The sequence below is a fragment of the Devosia sp. Root685 genome, assembly GCF_001427875.1.
Lineage (GTDB): Bacteria > Pseudomonadota > Alphaproteobacteria > Rhizobiales > Devosiaceae > Devosia.
Map to the genome: position 1 here is coordinate 343,000 of NZ_LMHK01000004.1, position 18,723 is coordinate 361,722.

Annotated in this window: 26 protein-coding genes; 15 read left to right on the forward strand and 11 right to left on the reverse strand. The window is 62.1% G+C overall.

Annotated features, from left to right (window positions below):
* Nucleotides 1-355 precede the first annotated feature (355 nt).
* The 3 genes from hslU to hslV are packed head-to-tail and all read right to left on the reverse strand — an operon-like array spanning nt 356 to nt 2,740.
* A complete protein-coding gene (gene hslU / locus ASD83_RS19095; RefSeq protein ID WP_056313939.1) occupies nt 356-1,666 on the reverse strand; it encodes an ATP-dependent protease ATPase subunit HslU in 1,311 nt (436 codons plus the stop codon).
* On the reverse strand, nt 1,659-2,183 hold the full coding sequence (locus tag ASD83_RS19100) for a GNAT family N-acetyltransferase (RefSeq protein WP_056313941.1): 525 nt from the start codon (nt 2,181-2,183) through the stop codon (nt 1,659-1,661). Before ASD83_RS19100 ends, hslU begins: the two co-directional genes overlap by 8 nt.
* 2 nt (nt 2,184-2,185) lie before the next feature.
* Nucleotides 2,186-2,740, reverse strand: coding sequence for an ATP-dependent protease subunit HslV (hslV, locus tag ASD83_RS19105; RefSeq protein WP_056313943.1), 555 nt, complete (start codon nt 2,738-2,740; stop codon nt 2,186-2,188).
* A gap of 143 nt (nt 2,741-2,883) precedes the next feature.
* Here hslV and hisB point away from each other — a divergent pair, with 143 nt between their 5' ends.
* From hisB to coaA, 8 genes are all read left to right on the forward strand, one after another.
* Nucleotides 2,884-3,471, forward strand: coding sequence for an imidazoleglycerol-phosphate dehydratase HisB (hisB, locus tag ASD83_RS19110; RefSeq protein ID WP_056313945.1), 588 nt, complete (start codon nt 2,884-2,886; stop codon nt 3,469-3,471).
* 190 nt (nt 3,472-3,661) lie between these two features.
* On the forward strand, nt 3,662-4,018 hold the full coding sequence (locus tag ASD83_RS19115) for a hypothetical protein (RefSeq protein ID WP_156386053.1): 357 nt from the start codon (nt 3,662-3,664) through the stop codon (nt 4,016-4,018).
* Nucleotides 4,015-4,668, forward strand: coding sequence for an imidazole glycerol phosphate synthase subunit HisH (hisH, locus tag ASD83_RS19120; protein WP_056313949.1), 654 nt, complete (start codon nt 4,015-4,017; stop codon nt 4,666-4,668). Before ASD83_RS19115 ends, hisH begins: the two co-directional genes overlap by 4 nt.
* A 145-nt stretch (nt 4,669-4,813) precedes the next feature.
* Complete coding sequence (gene hisA, locus ASD83_RS19125) at nt 4,814-5,545, forward strand: 1-(5-phosphoribosyl)-5-[(5-phosphoribosylamino)methylideneamino]imidazole-4-carboxamide isomerase (protein WP_056313951.1); 732 nt, start codon at nt 4,814-4,816, stop codon at nt 5,543-5,545.
* Entirely contained in the window at nt 5,542-5,871 is a 330-nt protein-coding gene (locus ASD83_RS19130; RefSeq protein ID WP_056313952.1) for a hypothetical protein, read from the forward strand. Before hisA ends, ASD83_RS19130 begins: the two co-directional genes overlap by 4 nt.
* Complete coding sequence (gene hisF / locus ASD83_RS19135) at nt 5,868-6,668, forward strand: imidazole glycerol phosphate synthase subunit HisF (protein WP_056313955.1); 801 nt, start codon at nt 5,868-5,870, stop codon at nt 6,666-6,668. The genes ASD83_RS19130 and hisF overlap by 4 nt, the downstream gene beginning before the upstream one ends.
* A 120-nt stretch (nt 6,669-6,788) precedes the next feature.
* Complete coding sequence (locus ASD83_RS19140; RefSeq protein WP_056313956.1) at nt 6,789-7,106, forward strand: phosphoribosyl-ATP diphosphatase; 318 nt, start codon at nt 6,789-6,791, stop codon at nt 7,104-7,106.
* The gene (coaA, locus tag ASD83_RS19145) at nt 7,106-8,059 is read left to right on the forward strand and encodes a type I pantothenate kinase (RefSeq protein WP_056313957.1); all 954 of its coding nucleotides are present in this window, start codon (nt 7,106-7,108) and stop codon (nt 8,057-8,059) included. Before ASD83_RS19140 ends, coaA begins: the two co-directional genes overlap by 1 nt.
* A gap of 167 nt (nt 8,060-8,226) precedes the next feature.
* On the opposite strand, the gene ASD83_RS19150 is transcribed toward coaA, so the two are convergent.
* The gene (locus ASD83_RS19150; RefSeq protein WP_056313959.1) at nt 8,227-8,577 is read right to left on the reverse strand and encodes a VOC family protein; all 351 of its coding nucleotides are present in this window, start codon (nt 8,575-8,577) and stop codon (nt 8,227-8,229) included.
* A gap of 146 nt (nt 8,578-8,723) precedes the next feature.
* Between ASD83_RS19150 and dapB the strand changes: the two genes are divergently transcribed.
* On the forward strand, nt 8,724-9,536 hold the full coding sequence (dapB, locus tag ASD83_RS19155; protein ID WP_056313962.1) for a 4-hydroxy-tetrahydrodipicolinate reductase: 813 nt from the start codon (nt 8,724-8,726) through the stop codon (nt 9,534-9,536).
* A gap of 16 nt (nt 9,537-9,552) precedes the next feature.
* The gene (locus tag ASD83_RS19160; RefSeq protein ID WP_056313964.1) at nt 9,553-10,167 is read left to right on the forward strand and encodes a 2,3-bisphosphoglycerate-dependent phosphoglycerate mutase; all 615 of its coding nucleotides are present in this window, start codon (nt 9,553-9,555) and stop codon (nt 10,165-10,167) included.
* 51 nt (nt 10,168-10,218) lie between these two features.
* Here the strand turns inward: ASD83_RS19160 and ASD83_RS19165 are convergent, their stop codons facing one another.
* Complete coding sequence (locus ASD83_RS19165) at nt 10,219-11,088, reverse strand: methylated-DNA--[protein]-cysteine S-methyltransferase (RefSeq protein ID WP_056313966.1); 870 nt, start codon at nt 11,086-11,088, stop codon at nt 10,219-10,221.
* A 122-nt stretch (nt 11,089-11,210) separates the two neighbouring features.
* Nucleotides 11,211-11,690: a DUF2244 domain-containing protein gene (locus ASD83_RS21400; protein WP_056313968.1), complete on the reverse strand. Its 480-nt coding sequence runs from the start codon at nt 11,688-11,690 to the stop codon at nt 11,211-11,213.
* Between the two features lie 51 nt (nt 11,691-11,741).
* On the opposite strand from ASD83_RS21400, the gene nth reads away from it, so the two are divergent.
* Entirely contained in the window at nt 11,742-12,416 is a 675-nt protein-coding gene (nth, locus tag ASD83_RS21405; protein WP_056313970.1) for an endonuclease III, read from the forward strand.
* On the opposite strand, the gene ASD83_RS19180 is transcribed toward nth, so the two are convergent.
* Nucleotides 12,413-12,865, reverse strand: a complete 453-nt coding sequence (locus ASD83_RS19180; RefSeq protein ID WP_056313972.1) for a DUF2214 family protein — start codon at nt 12,863-12,865, stop codon at nt 12,413-12,415. The two genes, nth and ASD83_RS19180, sit on opposite strands and share 4 nt — an antisense overlap.
* Nucleotides 12,866-12,922: 57 nt before the next feature.
* On the opposite strand from ASD83_RS19180, the gene ASD83_RS19185 reads away from it, so the two are divergent.
* Both ASD83_RS19185 and ASD83_RS19190 read left to right on the forward strand, forming a co-directional pair.
* Nucleotides 12,923-13,483, forward strand: coding sequence for a TetR/AcrR family transcriptional regulator (locus ASD83_RS19185; protein ID WP_056313974.1), 561 nt, complete (start codon nt 12,923-12,925; stop codon nt 13,481-13,483).
* Nucleotides 13,484-13,683: 200 nt separating this feature from the next.
* Nucleotides 13,684-14,685, forward strand: a complete 1,002-nt coding sequence (locus tag ASD83_RS19190; protein WP_056313976.1) for an adenosine kinase — start codon at nt 13,684-13,686, stop codon at nt 14,683-14,685.
* Nucleotides 14,686-14,835: 150 nt separating this feature from the next.
* On the opposite strand, the gene ASD83_RS19195 is transcribed toward ASD83_RS19190, so the two are convergent.
* Nucleotides 14,836-15,603 (reverse strand): TIM barrel protein, encoded by a 768-nt coding sequence (locus tag ASD83_RS19195; protein ID WP_056313978.1) that lies wholly within the window; start codon nt 15,601-15,603, stop codon nt 14,836-14,838.
* Entirely contained in the window at nt 15,603-16,304 is a 702-nt protein-coding gene (gene pyrF, locus ASD83_RS19200) for an orotidine-5'-phosphate decarboxylase (protein WP_056313980.1), read from the reverse strand. Before pyrF ends, ASD83_RS19195 begins: the two co-directional genes overlap by 1 nt.
* A 154-nt stretch (nt 16,305-16,458) precedes the next feature.
* Here pyrF and ASD83_RS19205 point away from each other — a divergent pair, with 154 nt between their 5' ends.
* Nucleotides 16,459-16,893, forward strand: coding sequence for a MarR family winged helix-turn-helix transcriptional regulator (locus ASD83_RS19205; protein ID WP_056313983.1), 435 nt, complete (start codon nt 16,459-16,461; stop codon nt 16,891-16,893).
* On the opposite strand, the gene ASD83_RS19210 is transcribed toward ASD83_RS19205, so the two are convergent.
* A complete protein-coding gene (locus tag ASD83_RS19210; protein WP_056313984.1) occupies nt 16,890-17,495 on the reverse strand; it encodes a histidine phosphatase family protein in 606 nt (201 codons plus the stop codon). The genes ASD83_RS19205 and ASD83_RS19210 overlap by 4 nt on opposite strands.
* A 2-nt stretch (nt 17,496-17,497) precedes the next feature.
* Nucleotides 17,498-18,043: an NADPH-dependent FMN reductase gene (locus tag ASD83_RS19215; RefSeq protein ID WP_056313986.1), complete on the reverse strand. Its 546-nt coding sequence runs from the start codon at nt 18,041-18,043 to the stop codon at nt 17,498-17,500.
* A gap of 123 nt (nt 18,044-18,166) precedes the next feature.
* Between ASD83_RS19215 and ASD83_RS19220 the strand changes: the two genes are divergently transcribed.
* On the forward strand, nt 18,167-18,571 hold the full coding sequence (locus ASD83_RS19220; RefSeq protein WP_056313988.1) for a VOC family protein: 405 nt from the start codon (nt 18,167-18,169) through the stop codon (nt 18,569-18,571).
* Nucleotides 18,572-18,723: the final 152 nt, after the last annotated feature.

An 18,723-nucleotide genomic window follows, 5' to 3' on the forward strand; every position in this document is an offset into this window, starting at 1 on the left:
CTTTGCGTTCAGCAAATTGGTCGGGGTGAGGGGTTTTGAGCCGGCCCGAAGGGCAAATTTGCTCCAGTGGAGCAAATTTAGGCGAGAAAGCCATTTGAGCTATGCTCAAATGGCCGGGCCTCCGCAGAGGAGCTTGCATAGACCGCAAGAATACCCCTCATCCCGACCGAAATTCGCAAATACAAATTCGGTGACCCTTCGGGCACCTTCTCCCGCAAGGGGAGAAGGCAGATCAGAGGCCCCCCCACCCACGATGTCATTCCCGCGAAGGCGGGAATCCCCGTTTCGGCCCCACAAAAAGAGATCCCCGCTTTCGCGGGGATGACGTCGTGTTTGTCGATGGTGCTTTCGCGCCCTACAGCACGAACTTGCTCAGATCCGTATCCTTGGCCAGCTCGCCAACTCTGTCGCGCACAAAAGCCGCGTCGATCTCGATCGCCTGCCCGGCTCTATCCGGCGCATCGAAGGAAATCTCTTCGACCAGCCGTTCCATCACCGTCTGCAACCGCCGCGCGCCGATATTCTCGACGCTGTCATTGACCTTCACTGCCGCATCGGCAATCGCTTCAATGGCATCCGTCGTAAAACTCAGCGTGACCCCTTCGGTCCCCATCAGCGCCACATATTGGCGAACGAGACTCGCCTCGGTGTCGTTGAGGATGCGAATGAAGTCTTCGCGGGTAAGCGCCTTCAGTTCGACCCGGATCGGCAGGCGACCCTGCAATTCGGGCAGCAAGTCCGAAGGCTTGCTCACATGGAACGCGCCCGAAGCGATGAACAAGATATGGTCGGTCTTCACCGGCCCATACTTCGTCGCAACTGTCGTGCCTTCGATCAGCGGCAGCAGGTCCCGCTGTACGCCTTCGCGCGATGGCCCACCGGAAACGCCACCTTCGCGGGCCGCCACCTTATCGATCTCGTCGATGAAGACGATGCCGTGGTTTTCGACGAGCTCGATGGCTTCGGTCTTGAGCTGTTCCTGGTCGAGCAACTTGTCCGCCTCTTCGGCGATCAGCGGCTCATAGGCGTCCTTCACCTTGACCTTGCGCTTGACCCCGCGCCCGCCCATCGCCTGCTTGAACATGTCGGAAAGGTTGATCATGCCGATGCCGCCATTGGGCATGCCCGGCATTTCGAACCCGCCCGTGTTGGGCGCGGGCTGCATTTCGATCTCGATTTCCTTGTCGTCGAGTTCGTTTTTCCGCAGCTTGGCCCGGAACGAGTCGCGCGTCGATGGTGTCGCCGATGTCCCGACCAGTGCATCGAGCACCCGCTCTTCGGCATTGTGATGGGCCTGCGCCTGCACATCGCGCCGGCGATTGTCACGCAGGACGGTGATCCCCGCCTCAACGAGGTCGCGAACAATCTGCTCAACGTCGCGGCCGACATAGCCGACCTCGGTAAACTTGGTCGCTTCCACCTTCACGAACGGCGCCTGCGCCAATCGAGCCAGCCGTCGCGAAATCTCGGTCTTGCCGACGCCGGTCGGCCCGATCATCAGGATATTCTTGGGCGTCACTTCGCGCCGCAGCTCGGGAGGAAGCTGCTGCCGGCGCCAGCGATTGCGCAGCGCCACGGCCACGGCGCGCTTGGCGTCATGCTGGCCGACGATATTGCGGTCCAGCTCCGAGACGATTTCGCGCGGCGAAAAATTGGTTTCACTCATTGCTTGTCTTTCCTGGTGCCTCATCGAGATAGCGCACCATCAAATGATCGCCATAAAACCGTCCGCCCCAGAAGTAGGCACGGGGGTCGCTGGCATAAATATGAAAGCCGGTCTTTTCATAGAACCGGATGGCGGCGGGGTTTTCGTCCCATACGCCCAGATGGACCTGCATCACCCGGCCCTTGGCATAGGTGAGGATGGTTTCAACCAATGACACTGCGCAGCCACTGCCACGTAGCGCTGGTCGGACATACATCTGGATCAGCCAACCCCGATGCTTGTCCTTGTCGCCGGCTTCCTGAAAGAAGCCGGCCAGGCCAACAAGCTGCCCGTCCTCGGCAAAGGCGCCGAACAGCGACAGTTTTTCCAGCGTCTCGCGCCAGAAGGCATCGGGTTTGCCGACAGCACTGTCATAAGTGCTGGCATAGGCTTCAGGATGATCGCGAAGGCTATCGAGCCTTACGGCCCGGTATGCCGCCATATCATCCTTGGTCAGCCGCCGAATGGAGAAGGTCACGGTTAGAGCTCGATGGTTTCAAGTGTGACATTGCCATTGGTATAGACGCAGATTTCCTCCGCGATCTTCATGGCCCGGCGCGCGATATCTTCGGCATCAAGCTCAGTCGCCTGATGGAGGGCCAAAGCCGCTGAATGCGCATAATTGCCGCCCGAGCCAATGGCGATCACGCCATGGTCCGGCGTCAACACGTCGCCCGTGCCCGTAAGAACCAGCGTGTCGGTCTTGTCCGCCACGATCATCATGGCTTCCAATTTCCGCAGATACCGGTCCGTCCGCCAATCTTTTGCCAATTCAACGGCGGCGCGCATCAGCTGGTCCGGATACTGTTCCAGCTTGCCTTCGAGCCGCTCAAACAGGGTAAAAGCGTCGGCGGTCGAACCGGCAAAGCCGCCGATCACCTTGCCACCGGCAAGCCGGCGCACTTTCTTGGCGGTATGCTTCATTACCGTCGGGCCCATGGAAACCTGGCCGTCGCCAGCGACGACAACCTTGTTGCCCTTGCGCACGGAAACGATGGTCGTCCCGTGCCACCCGGGAAATGCACTGTCACTCATTTGGGAAAATACTCCGAACTGTTGAGTGATATTTAGGAGCCTCGGCCCGGTTTGCAACCGTCGCCCATGGCTCCGCCTGCAACGCTATCTTTATGCATTAATGCATATCTGCTAGTGAGCCCCGATCCTCGGAGACATTTGCAATGCGCACCGCCACCATCGCCCGCAAGACCAACGAGACCGAGATATCAGTCTCGATCAATCTCGACGGCACCGGCGCGCACAAAATGGCAACCGGCGTCGGCTTCTTCGACCACATGCTCGACCAGCTCTCGCGCCACTCGCTCATCGACATGGATGTCTCCTGCACGGGCGACCTCCACATCGATTTCCACCACACGGTGGAAGATGTCGGCATTGCGCTAGGCCAGGCCATCCAGGCAGCCATCGGCGACAAGAAGGGCATCCGCCGCTATGCCTCCTGCGACCTGCCCATGGACGGCACGCTCACCCGCGCCGCCCTCGACGTCTCCGGCCGCCCTTTCCTCGTCTTCAAGGCCGAGTTCACCAAAGACAAGATCGGCGACATCGACACCGAACTTTTCCGCGAGTTCTTCCAGGCCTTCGCCATGAATGCCGGCATCACGCTGCACGTGGAAAATTTCTACTTCGACAACAACCACCATCTGGCCGAGTCGATGTTCAAGGCTGTCGCCCGCGCCCTCCGCGATGCTCTCGAAATCGACCCCCGCCAGGCCGATCGCGTCCCGAGCACCAAGGGCACGCTCTAAGCGTCGGTCTCGGGCAACCCCCTTCCCCAGTAGCCCTCATGGTGAGGTGCGGAGCGTAAGCGAAGCCTCGAACCACGAGGGCGTGGCACCCAAGTGTCGGCGCTCTCACCATGAGGCCTCTTGGGATGCCGCCCTTCCCCCATCGTGCATTTTGCACTAAGTGGACCTCATTCCGTCCTGGGAGTTCCCCGTGACCCTCTTCGCCCTCTATCGTTCCGTCGATGATCCGACCGCCCTGCCCGTGGCTGTCTCCGAGCGCTTTTCCTGGTTCTCGGCCCTCTTGCCGCCTGTCCATGCGCTGCTTCATCGACACTGGGATCTCTTGGGCCTTTTCGTCCTCGGCCTTGCCGCGCTGATTTTTGGCGCGCGCTATCTCGGTCCCGACGCCACAATCTGGCTCTATATTCTCCTCGCCATTGCCTGCGGCTTTGCCGCGCCGGGCGCCGAGCGTCGAGCGCTGAAACGCCGCGGCCTTGCCTCGCTTGGCCACCGCGTTGCCGCCGATGCCGACCTCGCCCGTCTCGCCGTTATGGAATCCCGTCCATGAGCACTGTTGCCATTATCGACTATGGCGCGGGCAATCTGCGCTCCGCCGCCAATGCCTTCGAGCGTGTCGCCGCCGCACTGACGAATGGGCCTGAAATCATCGTCACCGCCGACCCCGAACAGGTCCGCCGCGCCGATCGCATCATGCTCCCCGGCGTCGGCGCCTTCGCCGATTGCAAAGCCGGTCTAGATGCCGTCGCCGGTATGACGGCAGTTCTCGAAGAGCGCGTCATCCGCGGCACCACGCCCTTCCTCGGCGTCTGCGTCGGCATGCAGCTGCTTGCCAGCGAAGGCCGCGAGAAGGTGATCACGGCAGGTCTCGGCTGGATCCCCGGCGCCGTCGAAAAGATCAAGCCGGCCGATCCAAATTTGAAGATTCCGCACATGGGGTGGAACACCATATCGGTGACCAAACCCCACGCCCTGCTTGCCGGTATCCCCACCGGTCCGGATGGGCTGCACGCCTATTTCGTACACTCCTACCACTTCCTCCCCGATGACCCGGCGCACCTTCTCGCCACCACCGACTATGGCGGCGTGGTGACCGCCTGCATCGGCCGCGACAATATTTTCGGGACGCAATTCCATCCCGAGAAATCGCAGGCTCTTGGATTGAAGCTGATCGAGAATTTCCTCCGGTGGTCGCCGTGAGCACCCCCTTCCCAGCCTCCCCCACAAGGGGGGAGGTGCTGTCCTGTGCCACGGGCACATCCTTGCCTCACACACCATCCCTTCACCTCCCCCTTGATGGGGGAGGCCGGGAGGGGGTGGGGCCACGCGCTCGGAGCCCGAAGCCATGATCCTCTTCCCCGCCATCGACCTAAAAGACGGCCAGTGCGTCCGCCTCAAACTCGGCGACATGAATCAGGCGACCGTTTTCAACGACGACCCCGCCGCCCAGGCAAAGAGCTTCGAAGACCAGGGTTTTGAATATCTGCACGTCGTCGATCTCAACGGCGCCTTTGCCGGCGAGAGCGTCAATGGCGCCGCTGTCGAGCAGATTTTGAAGACCGTAAAATTCCCCGTCCAGCTCGGCGGCGGCATTCGCACGCTCGACCATATCGAAGCCTGGCTCGATAAGGGCCTCGCCCGTGTCATCCTCGGCACTGTCGCGGTGCGCGATCCCGAGCTCGTCAAAGAAGCCGCCAAAAAATGGCCCGGCCAGGTCGCCGTCGGCACCGACGCCAAGGGCGGCATGGTGGCGGTGGAAGGCTGGGCCGAAACCTCCGAGCTGTCGATCGCGGAACTCGCCAAGCGTTTCGAAGGCGCCGGCGTCGCCGCCATCATCTATACCGATATCGACCGCGACGGCATCCTCGCCGGCATCAATTGGGACTCGACCCTCGAGCTCGCCCGCTCGACTTCCATTCCGGTCATCGCCTCTGGCGGCCTCGCTTCGATGGACGACATCGAGCGCATGACCCGCCCCGAATACCAAGTGCTCGAAGGCGCCATTTCCGGTCGCGCGCTTTACGATGGAAGAATTGATTCACGTGAAGCACTGGCAAAATTGAGGGCTGCGGCGTGAGCGAAACCCGGCCTGCCAAATTTCCCTGGTGGGCCTATTGGCTCTTTCTCGCCGTCATCGCGCTCTTTGCCTTTGCGCCGGTGCTCTCCGTTCTCGCCGCCACCTTCATTGCCGACAGCAATGGCTGTTACGTCAACGAGGGAGGCGTTAATCCCTGCATGATCGGCGGCGCCGACTGGGGACCGACGCTCTATACGCTTTTCGTTCTGGGCTGGTTCATGCTGGCGACGATCCCGCTCGGCGGCGCTGCCTTTTTCGTCTGGCTCGCCAGCCTCATCATTCACCGCATCGCCTGGGGGCAGATGCAGAAGGGCAAACGCTCATGACCCTGAAAACCCGCATCATTCCCTGCCTCGATGTAGCCGGCGGCCGCGTCGTAAAAGGTGTCAACTTCGTCGACCTCATCGATGCCGGCGACCCCGTCGAGGCTGCCATGGCCTATGACGCCGCCGGCGCCGACGAATTGACCTTCCTCGACATCACCGCCAGCCACGAAGGCCGCGACACCATCTTTGACGTCGTCGCCCGCACCGCCGAACGCTGCTTCATGCCCGTCACCGTCGGCGGCGGCGTGCGCTCGATCGAAGATATTCGAAAACTGCTTCTCGCCGGCGCCGATAAGGTGGCGATCAATTCCGCCGCCGTCAGCGATCCCGATTTCATCGCCCGCGCGGCGGATAAATTTGGCAATCAGTGCATCGTCGTTTCCGTCGATGCCAAGCAGCGGCTCGACGCAAAAGTCGGCGGCGACAATCGCTCCGAATGGGAAATTTTCACCCATGGTGGCCGCAAACCGACCGGGCTCGATGCCGTGGAATTTGCCGCCAAAATGGTCGAGCGCGGCGCCGGCGAACTGCTTGTGACCTCCATGGACCGCGACGGCACCAAGTCCGGCTTTGACCTGAAACTCACCCGCGCCATTGCCGATTCGGTTGAGGTCCCCGTCATCGCCTCGGGCGGCGTCGGTAAACTGCAGGACCTCGTCGATGGCGTCATCGAGGGCCACGCCAGCGCGGTGCTTGCCGCCTCGATCTTCCACTTCGGCACTTTTACGATTCCCGAAGCCAAGCGCTATATGGTGGATCATGGCATCCAGATGCGCATGGATGCAGCTGCGGCTTGAGCCTAAAAACCGGAAGCCACCACTGAATGTCACCCCGGTGCAGGCCGGGGCCCATCCTGAGATCTCAAGATGGATCCCGGCTCAGTGCCGGGATGACAAGCGGTGGTTGGGGAGACAAGAATGACCCTTGAAGAACTCGAAGCCCGCATCGCCATTCGCGCTGCCGCCTCCCCCGAGGAGAGCTACACCGCAAAACTGATTTCGCGCGGCATGAACAAGACCGCGCAGAAATTGGGCGAGGAAGCGACCGAAGCCGTCATCGCCGCCGTCACCGGCGACCGGGCAGAACTGGTCAAGGAATCGGCCGACGTGCTTTTCCATCTGCTGGTGGTTCTGAAATCCGCTGGTGTGCCCCTCGGCGAAGTCCTGGCCGAACTTGATGCGCGCACCGCTCAGTCCGGCCTTGCCGAAAAAGCCTCCCGATCGGACAATAAATAATGGCGTCCCGTTCTTCCGCGCTCAATCCCTATCACCACTTCACCAAGGCCGAATGGAGCAAGCTGCGCGACGGTCAGCCGATGACGCTCGACCAGAGCGATATCGATCGCCTGCGCGGCCTCACCGATCCGATTTCATTGGAAGAGGCCGAAGAGGTTTATCTGCCGATCTCGCGGCTCCTCTCCTATTACGTCGAGGCCATCCAGGGCCTCCACAATGTGCAGTCGCGCTTCCTCGAAACGCCGCATGGCTTGAAAGTCCCCTTCATCATCGGCGTCGCCGGCTCGGTGGCGGTGGGCAAATCGACCACCGCCCGTATCCTCCAAACCCTGCTCTCGCGCTGGCCGTCGACGCCCCGCGTCGATCTCGTCACCACCGACGGGTTTTTGTATCCCAATGCCGTGCTGACCGAAAAAGGCCTGATGGAGCGCAAGGGTTTTCCCGAAAGCTACGACCGCTCCCGCTTCGTCAATTTCCTGGCCGATATCAAATCGGGCAAGGCCAATGTCAAAGTCCCGGTCTATTCTCACCTCGTCTATGACGTCGTGGCGGGCACGGAGATCACCGTCGATCGCCCCGATATTCTCATCGTCGAGGGCCTCAACATTCTTCAGCCCGGCGAATTGCCCAAGACCGGCCGGCCGATTGTCTTTGCTTCGGATTTCATCGATTTCTCGGTCTATATCGACGCCGACAATGACGACCTCGAAGAGTGGTTCATGCAGCGCTTTTTCCGCCTGCGCGAAACCGCCTTCAAGGACCCCACCTCCTTCTTCCGCCGCTTCGCCGAAATGAGCGAAGAAGAAGCCGGCACATTCGGCCGCCAGGTGTGGCGCTCCATCAACCTGCGCAACCTCGTCGACAATGTGCTGCCCACCCGCGGCCGCGCGGACTTGATTCTCAAAAAGGGTAGAGATCATCTGATCGAGAACGTGAGCCTGCGCCGGGTTTGACAGCTCGCCCCCAGTAGCCCTCATGGTGAGGTGCTTTGCGGAGCAAAGCCTCGAACCACGAGGGCGTGTCGCAGAGACCTCCACTCGCTCGACCTCGCCCTTCGAGGCTACGCTTCGCTACGCGCCTCAGGATGAGGTCTTCGGGGCGATGGGCCGACCAGAGAGACCTAATACGTCCCCTGCTGCGGCTGGCTCAGGACAATCAGGTTTCCGTCCGGATCCCGCAGTTTCGCTGTGCTGAAAAAATGGCCGATCGCCTTGGCCACCGGCTTGATCCCGAACATTTCGAGCCGCCCCAGCTCGTCGGCGATATCATCGACGATCAGGGTGAGAACACTCGCCCCGGCCCGATCGGCATCGGTTGCCACATGCACCCAGCCGCCCCCCGGCAGCTTCCATTCGGCGACATCGGCCATGGGCCGCGCATCGGCCTTCCGGCCGAACAGATACTCGTACCAGACGAGAGATTCCGAGAGGCTTTCGACGGCAATGCCGGCCAGCGCATTAGTGATGGTCATTGCGGGTCCGTTTTTTCGCTTTGAGGCTCAGCCTAGAGACTCCGGCCGATTGTGTCGATTGCGAAGCAATCGCCAATCGCCGCATGGAGTTGGCGGCTGGTCGTGGCACTGATATAGGCGTTCACGACTATATTTGGAGACGAGGCATGACCGAGCTCAGAACCATTGTCGCCGGTGCCGGCGGCCGCATGGGATCAGCCAATATCAGAGCAGTGGCAGCGAGCGCCGGTCTCAAACTCGTCGGCGCAGTCGATCGCCCCGGCGCGTCCTCGATCGGCAAGGATGCCGGCACGCTTGCGGGCATCGACGCCCTCGGTGTCACCGTCACCGACAATGTTACCGCGCTACTCGATCAGGCCGACGTCATCATCGACTTCACAGCGCCCGCCTCCAGCGTCGCCCTCGCAAAGCTTGCCGCGACCAGGGGCCTCGTCCATCTCATCGGCACCACCGGTTGCTCGGAAGCCGACGACGCTGAAATCGCCGCCGCTGGGGCCGCCGGCGCGCGCATCGTCAAGTCAGGCAATTTTTCCCCCGGCATGGTGGCGCTCGCCGTCCTCGTCGAGAAGGCGGCCCAGGCCCTTCCCGACTACGATGTCGAAGTGCTTGAGATGCACCACAACCTCAAAGTCGACGCCCCCTCTGGCACAGCTCTTCTGCTCGGCGAAGCCGCAGCCAGGGGCCGCAATATTTCCTTGAAAGACCATTCCGTCCGGGTCCGCGATGGCCATACCGGCCCGCGTGAATTCGGCACTATCGGCTTTGCCACCCTCCGCGGTGGCAATGTCATCGGCGACCACATGGTCATCCTCGCCGGCCCCTCCGAGCGCATCGAGCTTAACCACCGCGCGCAAGACCGCACCATCTATGCCAATGGCGCCGTCCGCGCCGCCCTCTGGGCCGTCCATCAGCCAAGAGGTCTCTACACCATGGCCGACGTCCTCGGCCTCAACGACTAGTTCTTAAGGATAAAAAATGTCCGGTACACTGATCCTGGTCCGTCATGGCCAGAGCGAATGGAACCTCAAAAATCTCTTCACCGGTTGGCGCAATCCCAACCTGACCGAGCAGGGTGAAGGCGAAGCGCGCGCGACGGGGCGGGCGCTCAAGGCGCAAAAATTCGCGCCGGACCTCTTTTACACCTCGGCCCTGCGCCGCGCCCAGCACACGCTCGACCTCATTCTCGAAGAGATGGGCATTCTCAATGTGACGATCACCCGCAATGTCGCGCTTAACGAACGCGACTATGGCGATCTCTCGGGCCTCAACAAGGACGATGCCCGCGCCAAATGGGGCGAAGAGCAGGTGCTCATCTGGCGCCGCTCTTTCGACGTTCCCCCGCCGGGCGGCGAAAGCCTCAAGGACACCGCGGCCCGCACCCTGCCCTATTACGAAGCCGAAATCCTGCCGCAGCTGAAAGCGGGCAAGACCGTCCTCGTCGCCGCCCACGGCAATTCGCTCCGTGCCCTGGTCATGGCCATCGAAGGTCTTACGCCAGACGAAATCCTGGCCCGCGAAATCGCTACGGGCGAACCGACGGTCTACAAGATCGGCCCCGACGGGAAGCTGGTCGAGCGGTTGAAGCTCTGATTTCTGATTGTAGGATTCACGTGAAACGCGGCCCTCGGGCCGCGTTTTTCTTTAGTGCGCCGCCGAAATCACTCCGGCCTCCCAGCCCAGAATCGCCCGCTTGCGCGGCACGCCCCAGTGATAGCCCGTCAGCGCACCCGAAGTGCCGACCACGCGGTGGCAGGGCACCACGAAACTGATCGGGTTTTTGCCAACCGCCGCACCCACCGCCCGCGAGGCCGTCGGCCGCCCGATATGATTGGCGACGCTGGAATAGGTGACCGCCTTCCCGCATGGAATCTTGAGAAGCGTCTCCCAGACCTTGACCTCAAAATCGGTGCCGATAAGCACCACCCGCACCGGATGGTCCGGCGACCAGCGGCCCGGTTCGAACACCTGCGCCACCATGGGGGCAATCCGCGCATCGTTCCGGGTAAACCGCGCCTTGGGCCAGCGATTGGCGAGATCGGCAAAAGCCTCTTCGACGCTCATATCCGCATCGGCAAAGCCCAGTCCGGACATGCCATATTCGGTCGCCGTCACCACCGCGAGCCCGAAAGGCGAAGGCGCCGCGCCCCAGAACATGTCGATGCCCTCGCCCCCGGCGCGAAACACGCCCGGCGGCATGGCTTCATAGGTCACGAAGAGATCGTGCAAGCGCGAGGTGGAAGACAGCCCCACTTCATAGGTCGTATCGAGCACGCTCGCCTTGTCGCGCAGCAGCGATTTGGCATGGTCGAGCGCCACCGCCTGGGCAAAGCTTTTGGGCGAAAGCCCGCACCAGCGCCGGAAGAGATCGGTCAGCTGCCGCTCGGTCAGTCCGAGCGCGCGAGCAAATTTGCCGAGATCGGTCGCATCCGGACCGTTCTCGCTGAGATAGCGAATGGCCGCGCGAATGGTGTCGTAGTCGCTGGCCGGGGCGATATGGGCAAGCTGGTTCATGGCCGTATCTTTCAATTGAGCTTTTGCCCTTTTTAGGCCCGGCGGAAAGCGCGCGCGACCCGGTTTTGACGCTGAGGCAAGTCTTGCGAAAGTGGTCCGGATTGCCGGAGACAGGCCAAAATTCAGCCCTGGCGCGCCTTGCGCAGCGCCTGTCCAAAGGCCCGGGCAAAACTCGCCTTGTCATTGATCGCAAGGAAAGCCGCGATTTCGATGCGCTCGGCCCCCTGGTTGAGATGAACGGCCATGGTGCGCTCGTCCTCGTCCCGCGTCAGCACCAGCCGTACCGTCTTGGGGTCGAGCCGGCGCATCTGCCGCTCCTGGCCGGGACCGGCGGTGACGAGTTCGATCTGGTCGGGCCAGACGGTGATTTGCTCGATGAGGCGCGCTCGCCGCGCCTGCCGCACCGAAAAGGCGGTCAGCGCCCCCCCGGCAATGGCAAAGCCGAGAATGCCGGGCAGCAGAAATTCCGGCACGGCGACAAGGAAGGGCAGGCCCAAAAGCCCGGCCGCGGCAAGGCCGATCCAGCCGCCGGCAGCGCGCAGCGATCTGTCCGGCCGCAGGGTGGCCGAAAACAGAGGACTGGTCGTTGTGCTGGTTTGCATTGGCATGATCGACTCGCCCTGAAATATTGGCAGAGATTCGGGGTCGAGAGAATGCCAAGTCCTAAAAAAGTGAAAAAGCTGAACCGGGCGCAGGCCGAGGCCATTTTCGAGCGCTTTCATGAGATCGAGCCCGAGCCCAAGGGCGAACTCGATTATATCAACGCCTATACCCTGCTGGTTGCCGTGGTGCTGTCCGCCCAGGCGACCGATGCGGGCGTCAACAAGGCAACCAAGCGCCTCTTCGAACTGGCCCCCTCGCCCGCCGCCATGGTGGCGCTGGGCGTCGACGAGATCACCGAACTCGTCAAGACCATCGGCCTTTATCGCGGCAAGGCCAGGAACGTTTTTGCTTTAAGCCAGATCCTCCTCGACCAATATGGCGGCGAGGTCCCCGACAATCGCGAAGCGCTCGAAGCCCTGCCCGGGGTCGGCCGCAAGACCGCCAATGTGGTCCTCAATATCTGGTTCAAGCAGCCGACCATTGCCGTGGATACGCATCTCTTCCGCGTCGGCAATCGCACCGGCCTCGCCCCCGGCAAGACCCCGCTGGCGGTGGAACAGGCGCTGCAAAAGCAGATCCCCGAACGGTTCATGCTCCACGCCCACCACTGGCTGATTCTCCACGGCCGCTACATTTGCAAAGCCAGAAAGCCCGAATGCTGGCGCTGCCCGATCAGCGAATGGTGTCTGTTCGAACCAAAGACCCCGCTGCCGAGGGCGGCCTAGCTCCCATAGCCCCGCGCCATGGCCGCCGCGAAGAGCGGGATCAGTACCAGCACCCCCGCCTGCAGATGCACGAACCGGCGGCTCCTCCCGATCTCGCCAACCGGCACCACATAATCGGCAACCCCCGCCCCGGCCTTCGCCCAACGCCTGATCGCCATAGTCGGCTGGATCGTCAGCAGCCCCAAGACCAGAAAGGCCGCCATCTTCCCCCAAAAGGCGTGGTTGCCGAGATAATAGCCGGGATCGACACCGCCCAGCCAAACCCGCAAAATCCCGACGACGATGACGAGCCCGGCCACAGCCCCATAGGCCGCATCCAGCCGCGCCAATTGCCCGAGCCTCGTCCCGCCCAACCCCGGCCGCAACAGCGCAAACTCGGCCGCAAAAATCCCCACCAGCGAAAACACCGCCAGGTGGTGCGCGCAAGCCAATATCAGAGACCAATCCATTGCCCTGTCCTCGACCAGGTGTTAACGGTGCTCACATCTATTCCTTTCATGTAAACAATGTCAACATCAGTAAACGCGCCCTATCACCACGGTAACCTGCGCCAAGCCCTCCTCGAAGCCGCGCTGATCATTTTGGAAAAAGACGGCGAAGCCGGTCTTGGCCTCCGCGATCTGGCGCGCGCCGTCGGCGTCTCGGCGGCCGCGCCCTATCGCCATTTTGATTCGCGTGCTGCCCTTCTCGAAGCGCTCGCCGTCACCGGCTTCCAGCGTTTCTCAGCCGCCATGGAAGCCGTGGCCTCAAGCGATCCGGCCGACCCCATGGCCGCCATGGGCAAGACCTATGTCCTCTTTGCCCTCAGCAACGCCAATCTCTTCCGCCTGATGTTCTCGCCCCAGCTCAAGAAAGACGGCCGCCCCGGCCTCCGCATGGCTGCCGATGCCGCCTTCGATACATTGCGCCACCTCGTCGGCGGCGACATGCAGACCGGCCGCATAAAAGCCCTCGCCGCCTGGGCCAAAGTCCACGGCCTGTCCATTCTCCTCCTCGATGGTCAAATCGCGCTCAGAGCCGGCGAAGATACCGAAGCGCTGATCGCGGAGATCATTGGGAGTTTGTAGCGGGTTTCTCGGGCTCCACGGGCTCCCCAACTCCACGGTGTCATCCCCGCGAAAGCGGGGATCTCTGTTTCGCGCAGGGGATTCCCGCTTTCGCGGGAATGACGCCGTGCATGAGAGAAGGCCCAAAAATCCCAAAACATTGCCCCCGCCCCCCGCCTGCGCTAAACCCTCTCCGATTTTCCTCATCCCGGACTGCCCGCATGACCCAGACCCGCTTCGACGTGCTGACGATCGGTAATGCCATTGTCGACATCATCGCTCCGGTTGAGCCCGGCTTCATCGAGCGCGAAGGCATGAAGGAGGGGATCATGCACCTGATCGATACCGATCGCGCCGAGGACCTCTATTCAAAGATGCCTCTTACGCGGCAGCAGATTTCCGGTGGCTCCGCTGCCAATACCGCCGCCGGCGTCGCCTCGCTCGGCGGCCGCGCCGCCTTTGTGGGAAAAGTGGCAGACGACCCCTTGGGCGATGTTTTTGAAAGCGACCTCGACGCCATCGGCGTTTACTACAACACCTCGCGCCTCAAGAACGGCGCGCTGACGGCCCGCTCGATGATCTTCCTTTCGGAAGCCGAGCGCACCATGAACACCTATCTCGGCGCCTGCCACCAGCTCACCGAAGCCGATATCCGCCCCGACGAAATCGGCGGCGCCGCCATCACCTATATGGAAGGTTTTTTGTGGGACCCGGTGGAAGCCAAAAAGGCCTTCGTCCTCGCCGCCCACTATGCCCACAAGCATGAGCGCGCGGCCGCCTTCACCCTGTCGGACCCATTCTGCGTCGACCGTTACCGCGCCGAATTTTTGGATCTCATTCGTTCCAAAACGATCGACTACGTTTTCGCCAACGTCCACGAGCTGAAATCGCTCTATGAAACCGACGATCTCGGTGAAGCCGTCCGCGCCATCGCCCAGGACGCCGAATTGGCCGCCATCACCATGGGCGCCGAGGGTGCTATGGCGGTATACAATGGCGAAGTCGTCTCCGTGCCCGCCTTCCCCATCGACGAAGTGGTCGACGCCACCGGCGCCGGCGACCTTTTCGCCTCGGGCTTCCTCCTCGGCATGGCCCGCGGTCAAAACCTCGAATCCGCCCTCAAGACCGGCTGTCTCGCCGCCTCGGAAGTCATTTCCCACATCGGCGCCAGGCCGCAGTTGGACTTGCAGGATTTGAGCCGGGAACATGGGTTGGCGGGCTAACAATCCGCCATAGCCCCGCGCGCCCAGTAACCCTCATGGTGAGGTGCTTTGCGTCAGCAAAGCCTCGAACCACGAGGGTGTGCCTCGATGCCTTGGTTTCACGCCCTCGTGGTTCGAGGGGCGGCTGCGCCGCCCACCTCACCATGAGGACTACTGCGGGAGGCTCGCCCGCATCTGCGCCAGCGCCGCATCCGTCCCCGCCGTCGGCCGGAACTCCAGCCCGACAAAGCCATCATAGCCCTGCCCCTGCAGCCACTTCAGTGGCCGCGTCAAATCGAGCCCCCCGCTCCCCGGCTGGTTGCGTCCCGGATGATCGGCCACATGCACATGCACAATGTGTTTTGCGCGTGTCCCGACAACCTCTTCGGGCACCTCGCCCATCACCATGGAATGATAGAGATCATAGGTGATCCCGATCTCGGGCCGATCCACCGCATCCATGATATCGAGCGCCTCAACGGTGCTCGTGAGATAATACCCCGGATGATCAACGCGATCATTGAGCGGCTCAAGCCCCAGCTTTACGCCGGACCCCCGCAACACCTCGGCCGAACGCTGCATGGCAATGGTAAGATCTTCATGCTGCCGCGCCCGCTCGATCCCGGCCAGCAGCGGCCCCGACTGGCAAATGAGAACATCCGCCCCAAGCCGCAGCGCCACATCCCGGCTCTTTTCTAGCCCCAAAAGAAACCGGTCATGATCCCCTTCGCGCGTCAGCTCGGCAAACGGCTCGGCCACGATCCCCGCAAGCTTGACGCTAGTCTCCCCAAGAACCCGCTCCATGGCATCGAGGTCCTTATTCGACCACCGCCAGAATTCCACCGCCTCAAAACCCGCCGCCTTGGCAAGGCGCACGCGCTCCACCGGATCAGGTGTCTCCGGCACGAACAGCATTTCGATACAGGCCGAATAGCGCATTACGCCAGCCTCGTTCCGCTGCCTGCCATCTCCGCAAGAACCGCCCGCGCCGCCGCTGCCGGATCGGGCGCGTCGATGATCGGTCGCGCCACCACCAGATGGCTCGCGCCGACAGCGAGCGCCTCGGCCGGCGTCATCACGCGCTTCTGGTCACCCAAAGCCGCGCCTGCCGGACGAATGCCCGGCGTCACAATCGCCATTTTTGGCCCTAAAATAGTCCGCGCCATTTCCGCCTCATGGGAGGAGGCAACGATCCCGCCGATCCCGGCTTCCTTGGCCTGCTGCGCGCGTAGCGCCACCAGTCCCGCCGCATCGCGCTCATAGCCAGCGTCTTTCACATCGGCATCGTCCATGGAAGTGAGCACCGTCACCCCCAGCACACAGAGGTCCGACCCCGCCGCCGCCTTGGCCGCCGCCCGCATGCATTTGGGATAGGCATGGACCGTCAGCATCGCGGCGCCGGTCGCAGCAATCGCCGCCACGCCCTTTTCAACCGTATTGTCGATGTCGAGCAGTTTGAGGTCAAAGAACACCTTCTTGCCCGCCGCAATGAGATCCTTGCCGAGCGCAAAACCATCGGCGCCATAAAAGCACTGGTAGCCGATCTTGTAATATTCGACCGTATCGCCCAGCGCAGTGACGATTTCCTCGGCGCGGGCGCGGGACGAAACATCGAGCCCCACGATCAAATGGCCGGCCATGGCAAAATCCCTTCTGTCGCTGATTTGGGTTGGGGTCGCATATCGCAGGCCCCGGGGCAAGACCAAATCGCGGCTCCTATGCCGGCATAGTACCTTGCGGCAAGAATCCTATGCCGCCATAAGACGCCGGATTCATTTGCCTTCAGAAAGAAAAATGCAGCAGCAGGCCCTTTCCACCCTGGTCGCCTGGATGCGGCTCGATTCCGCCATCGCCGCCTTCCATCTCGACCTCAAGCAGCGCCACGGCATTACTGGCCTGCAGCTCGCCGTGCTCCACACGCTGGCCGAGCGCCCCCACATGGCCCTTGCAGCCCTCAGAAAAGGCCTCGACATGCACGCGGCCACATTGGGTCAATCGATCGACGAACTCCGCCGTCTCGACCTCTGCGTCGTCCGCACCGATCCGCGCGATCGCCGCGCCCGCCTGGTCGCCATTACGCAAAAGGGTCTCGACCTCGTAAGCGCCGTTCCGCTCGCCGGCCCCAATCGCCTGCGCCAGCTCGAAACCGATCCGGCCCGCCTCGATCGTTTGACCGAAGCCCTGGCCGACGCCCTCGAGCTTTTTGCCCTCAGCGACAAAAAAGCCTAGCGCCACCACGCGTCCGGCAGGTCTTCCATCGCCATCCATTCGCTGTGCAGCACCGTGCCCGCCACATCGAACACAAAAGCATTGCCGCCGCCGCGGTGGCCATGCCGGCTCTGGTCCTCGCTGCGCGCAATTCTTCGCCCGCCGAGATGGCACTTTAGCAATGTCCCCACTGCCCCATGCCCGCAAAAAATCGCTGAAGTATCTGGCGGCACGCTTTTGAGCGCGGCAAGCACGGTCTCGACGATCCGCCCCTGCGCATCCACCGCCCGCTCCCAGCCATCAACGCTCGTGTCCGGCTCGCCAAAGAACCGGTCCGCCGCCGCTTCGAACAGTTCTGGCGGCAAAAAGCCGGTAGAACTGCGATCGTTCTCGCCCATCAGGTGATCCGCCAGTACCGGCGTTCCCGCCTGCGCCGCAACAATCTCGGCCAGCTCCAGCGCCTTGGCCTCCCGGCTCGAAAACACGAAAGTGCCCGCCGGAACGATCCGGCGGGCCGCAAACGCCTCCGCTCTCTGCCGCCCCTCTTCGGACAGCCCCCAGAGTGGGGTCGGCACTTCCGGATCGATCCGCACCTGCGGATGGCTGAGATAAAGTGCCTTCATTTCTACCCCCGCGAAAAATGCGTCAGTTCATGCACCATCTGCTCGACCTTGCGGATGATCGCCGGCTCGACCGGATTACCAGCCGCATCCAGCGCCTCTTCCGCCGGCCCCACGCCGAGCAGCGTCGGCACCACCAGCGCCCCCACCTTGGATAGAGAATCGCGCAGGTGGCTGAGGCTCCAGATGGTCCCATATTTGCCCGAGCTGATCCCGCCGATACCGAATACGGCATGGCGGAACGGGCTCGGCTTTTGCCGGCTGAGCCAGGTGATGGTGTTGACGATCAGCGGCGACACCCCGCCATTATATTCGGGCGTGGCGATGAAGACGATGTCGTGGCTCCGCCACATCTCGGCCAGCTTTACCGCCGCCTCGGGCACCGAATCCGCCTCAAGGTCTTCATTGAAGATCGGCATGGGAAAATCACCGAGATCAATCTCGGTGACCTCGACCCCCGCCGCGCTGAGCGCCCGGCCCATATGCCGCTGAAGGACACGATTGTAAGAGCCCTTGCGAATGGACCCCGAAAGGGTGAGCGCCGTCTTCATGTTGTCTCCAAAATTATATTGGTTGTCGAAAATGGCTTGGCTCGTCCGTCGAAGGCAAGAAGATTGACTCGAACAAGGCAATCTCTCATTACTTAAGAAAATACCTAACCATTGGAGCGAACCATGAACCCGATGATTTTCGTCAACCTCCCCATCGCCGACCTCCCCGCCTCCATGGCCTATTACAAGGCGCTGGGTTTCAGCCACAATCCCCAGTTCACCGACGAAACTGCCGCCTGCATCGTCATCTCCGAGACGATTTTCGTGATGGTCCTCACCCACGAAAAGTTCAAGGAATTTTCCCCGCTGCCGATCCCCGACGCCAAAGCGGGCGCGCAGGCGCTTTACGCTCTCTCCCGCGACAGCCGCGAGGCCGTGGATGCCATCGCCGATGCTGGCCTCAAGGCCGGCGGCAAGGAATTCCGCCCCGCCCAAGATATGGGCTTCATGTATTCCCGCGCCGTCGCCGACATCGATGGCCACGTCTGGGAATATGTCTGGATGGATATGTCCGGCATGCCCCAGTAGCCCTCATGGTGAGGTGCGCAGCGTAGCGCAGCCTCGAACCACGAGGGCGTGGCACGACGCCTCCACTCGCCCGCCCCCGTGGTTCGAGGCTTTGCCAAAGCAAAGCACCTCACCATGAGGGCTCAAGGACCAAAACAAAAATCCCCGCTCGC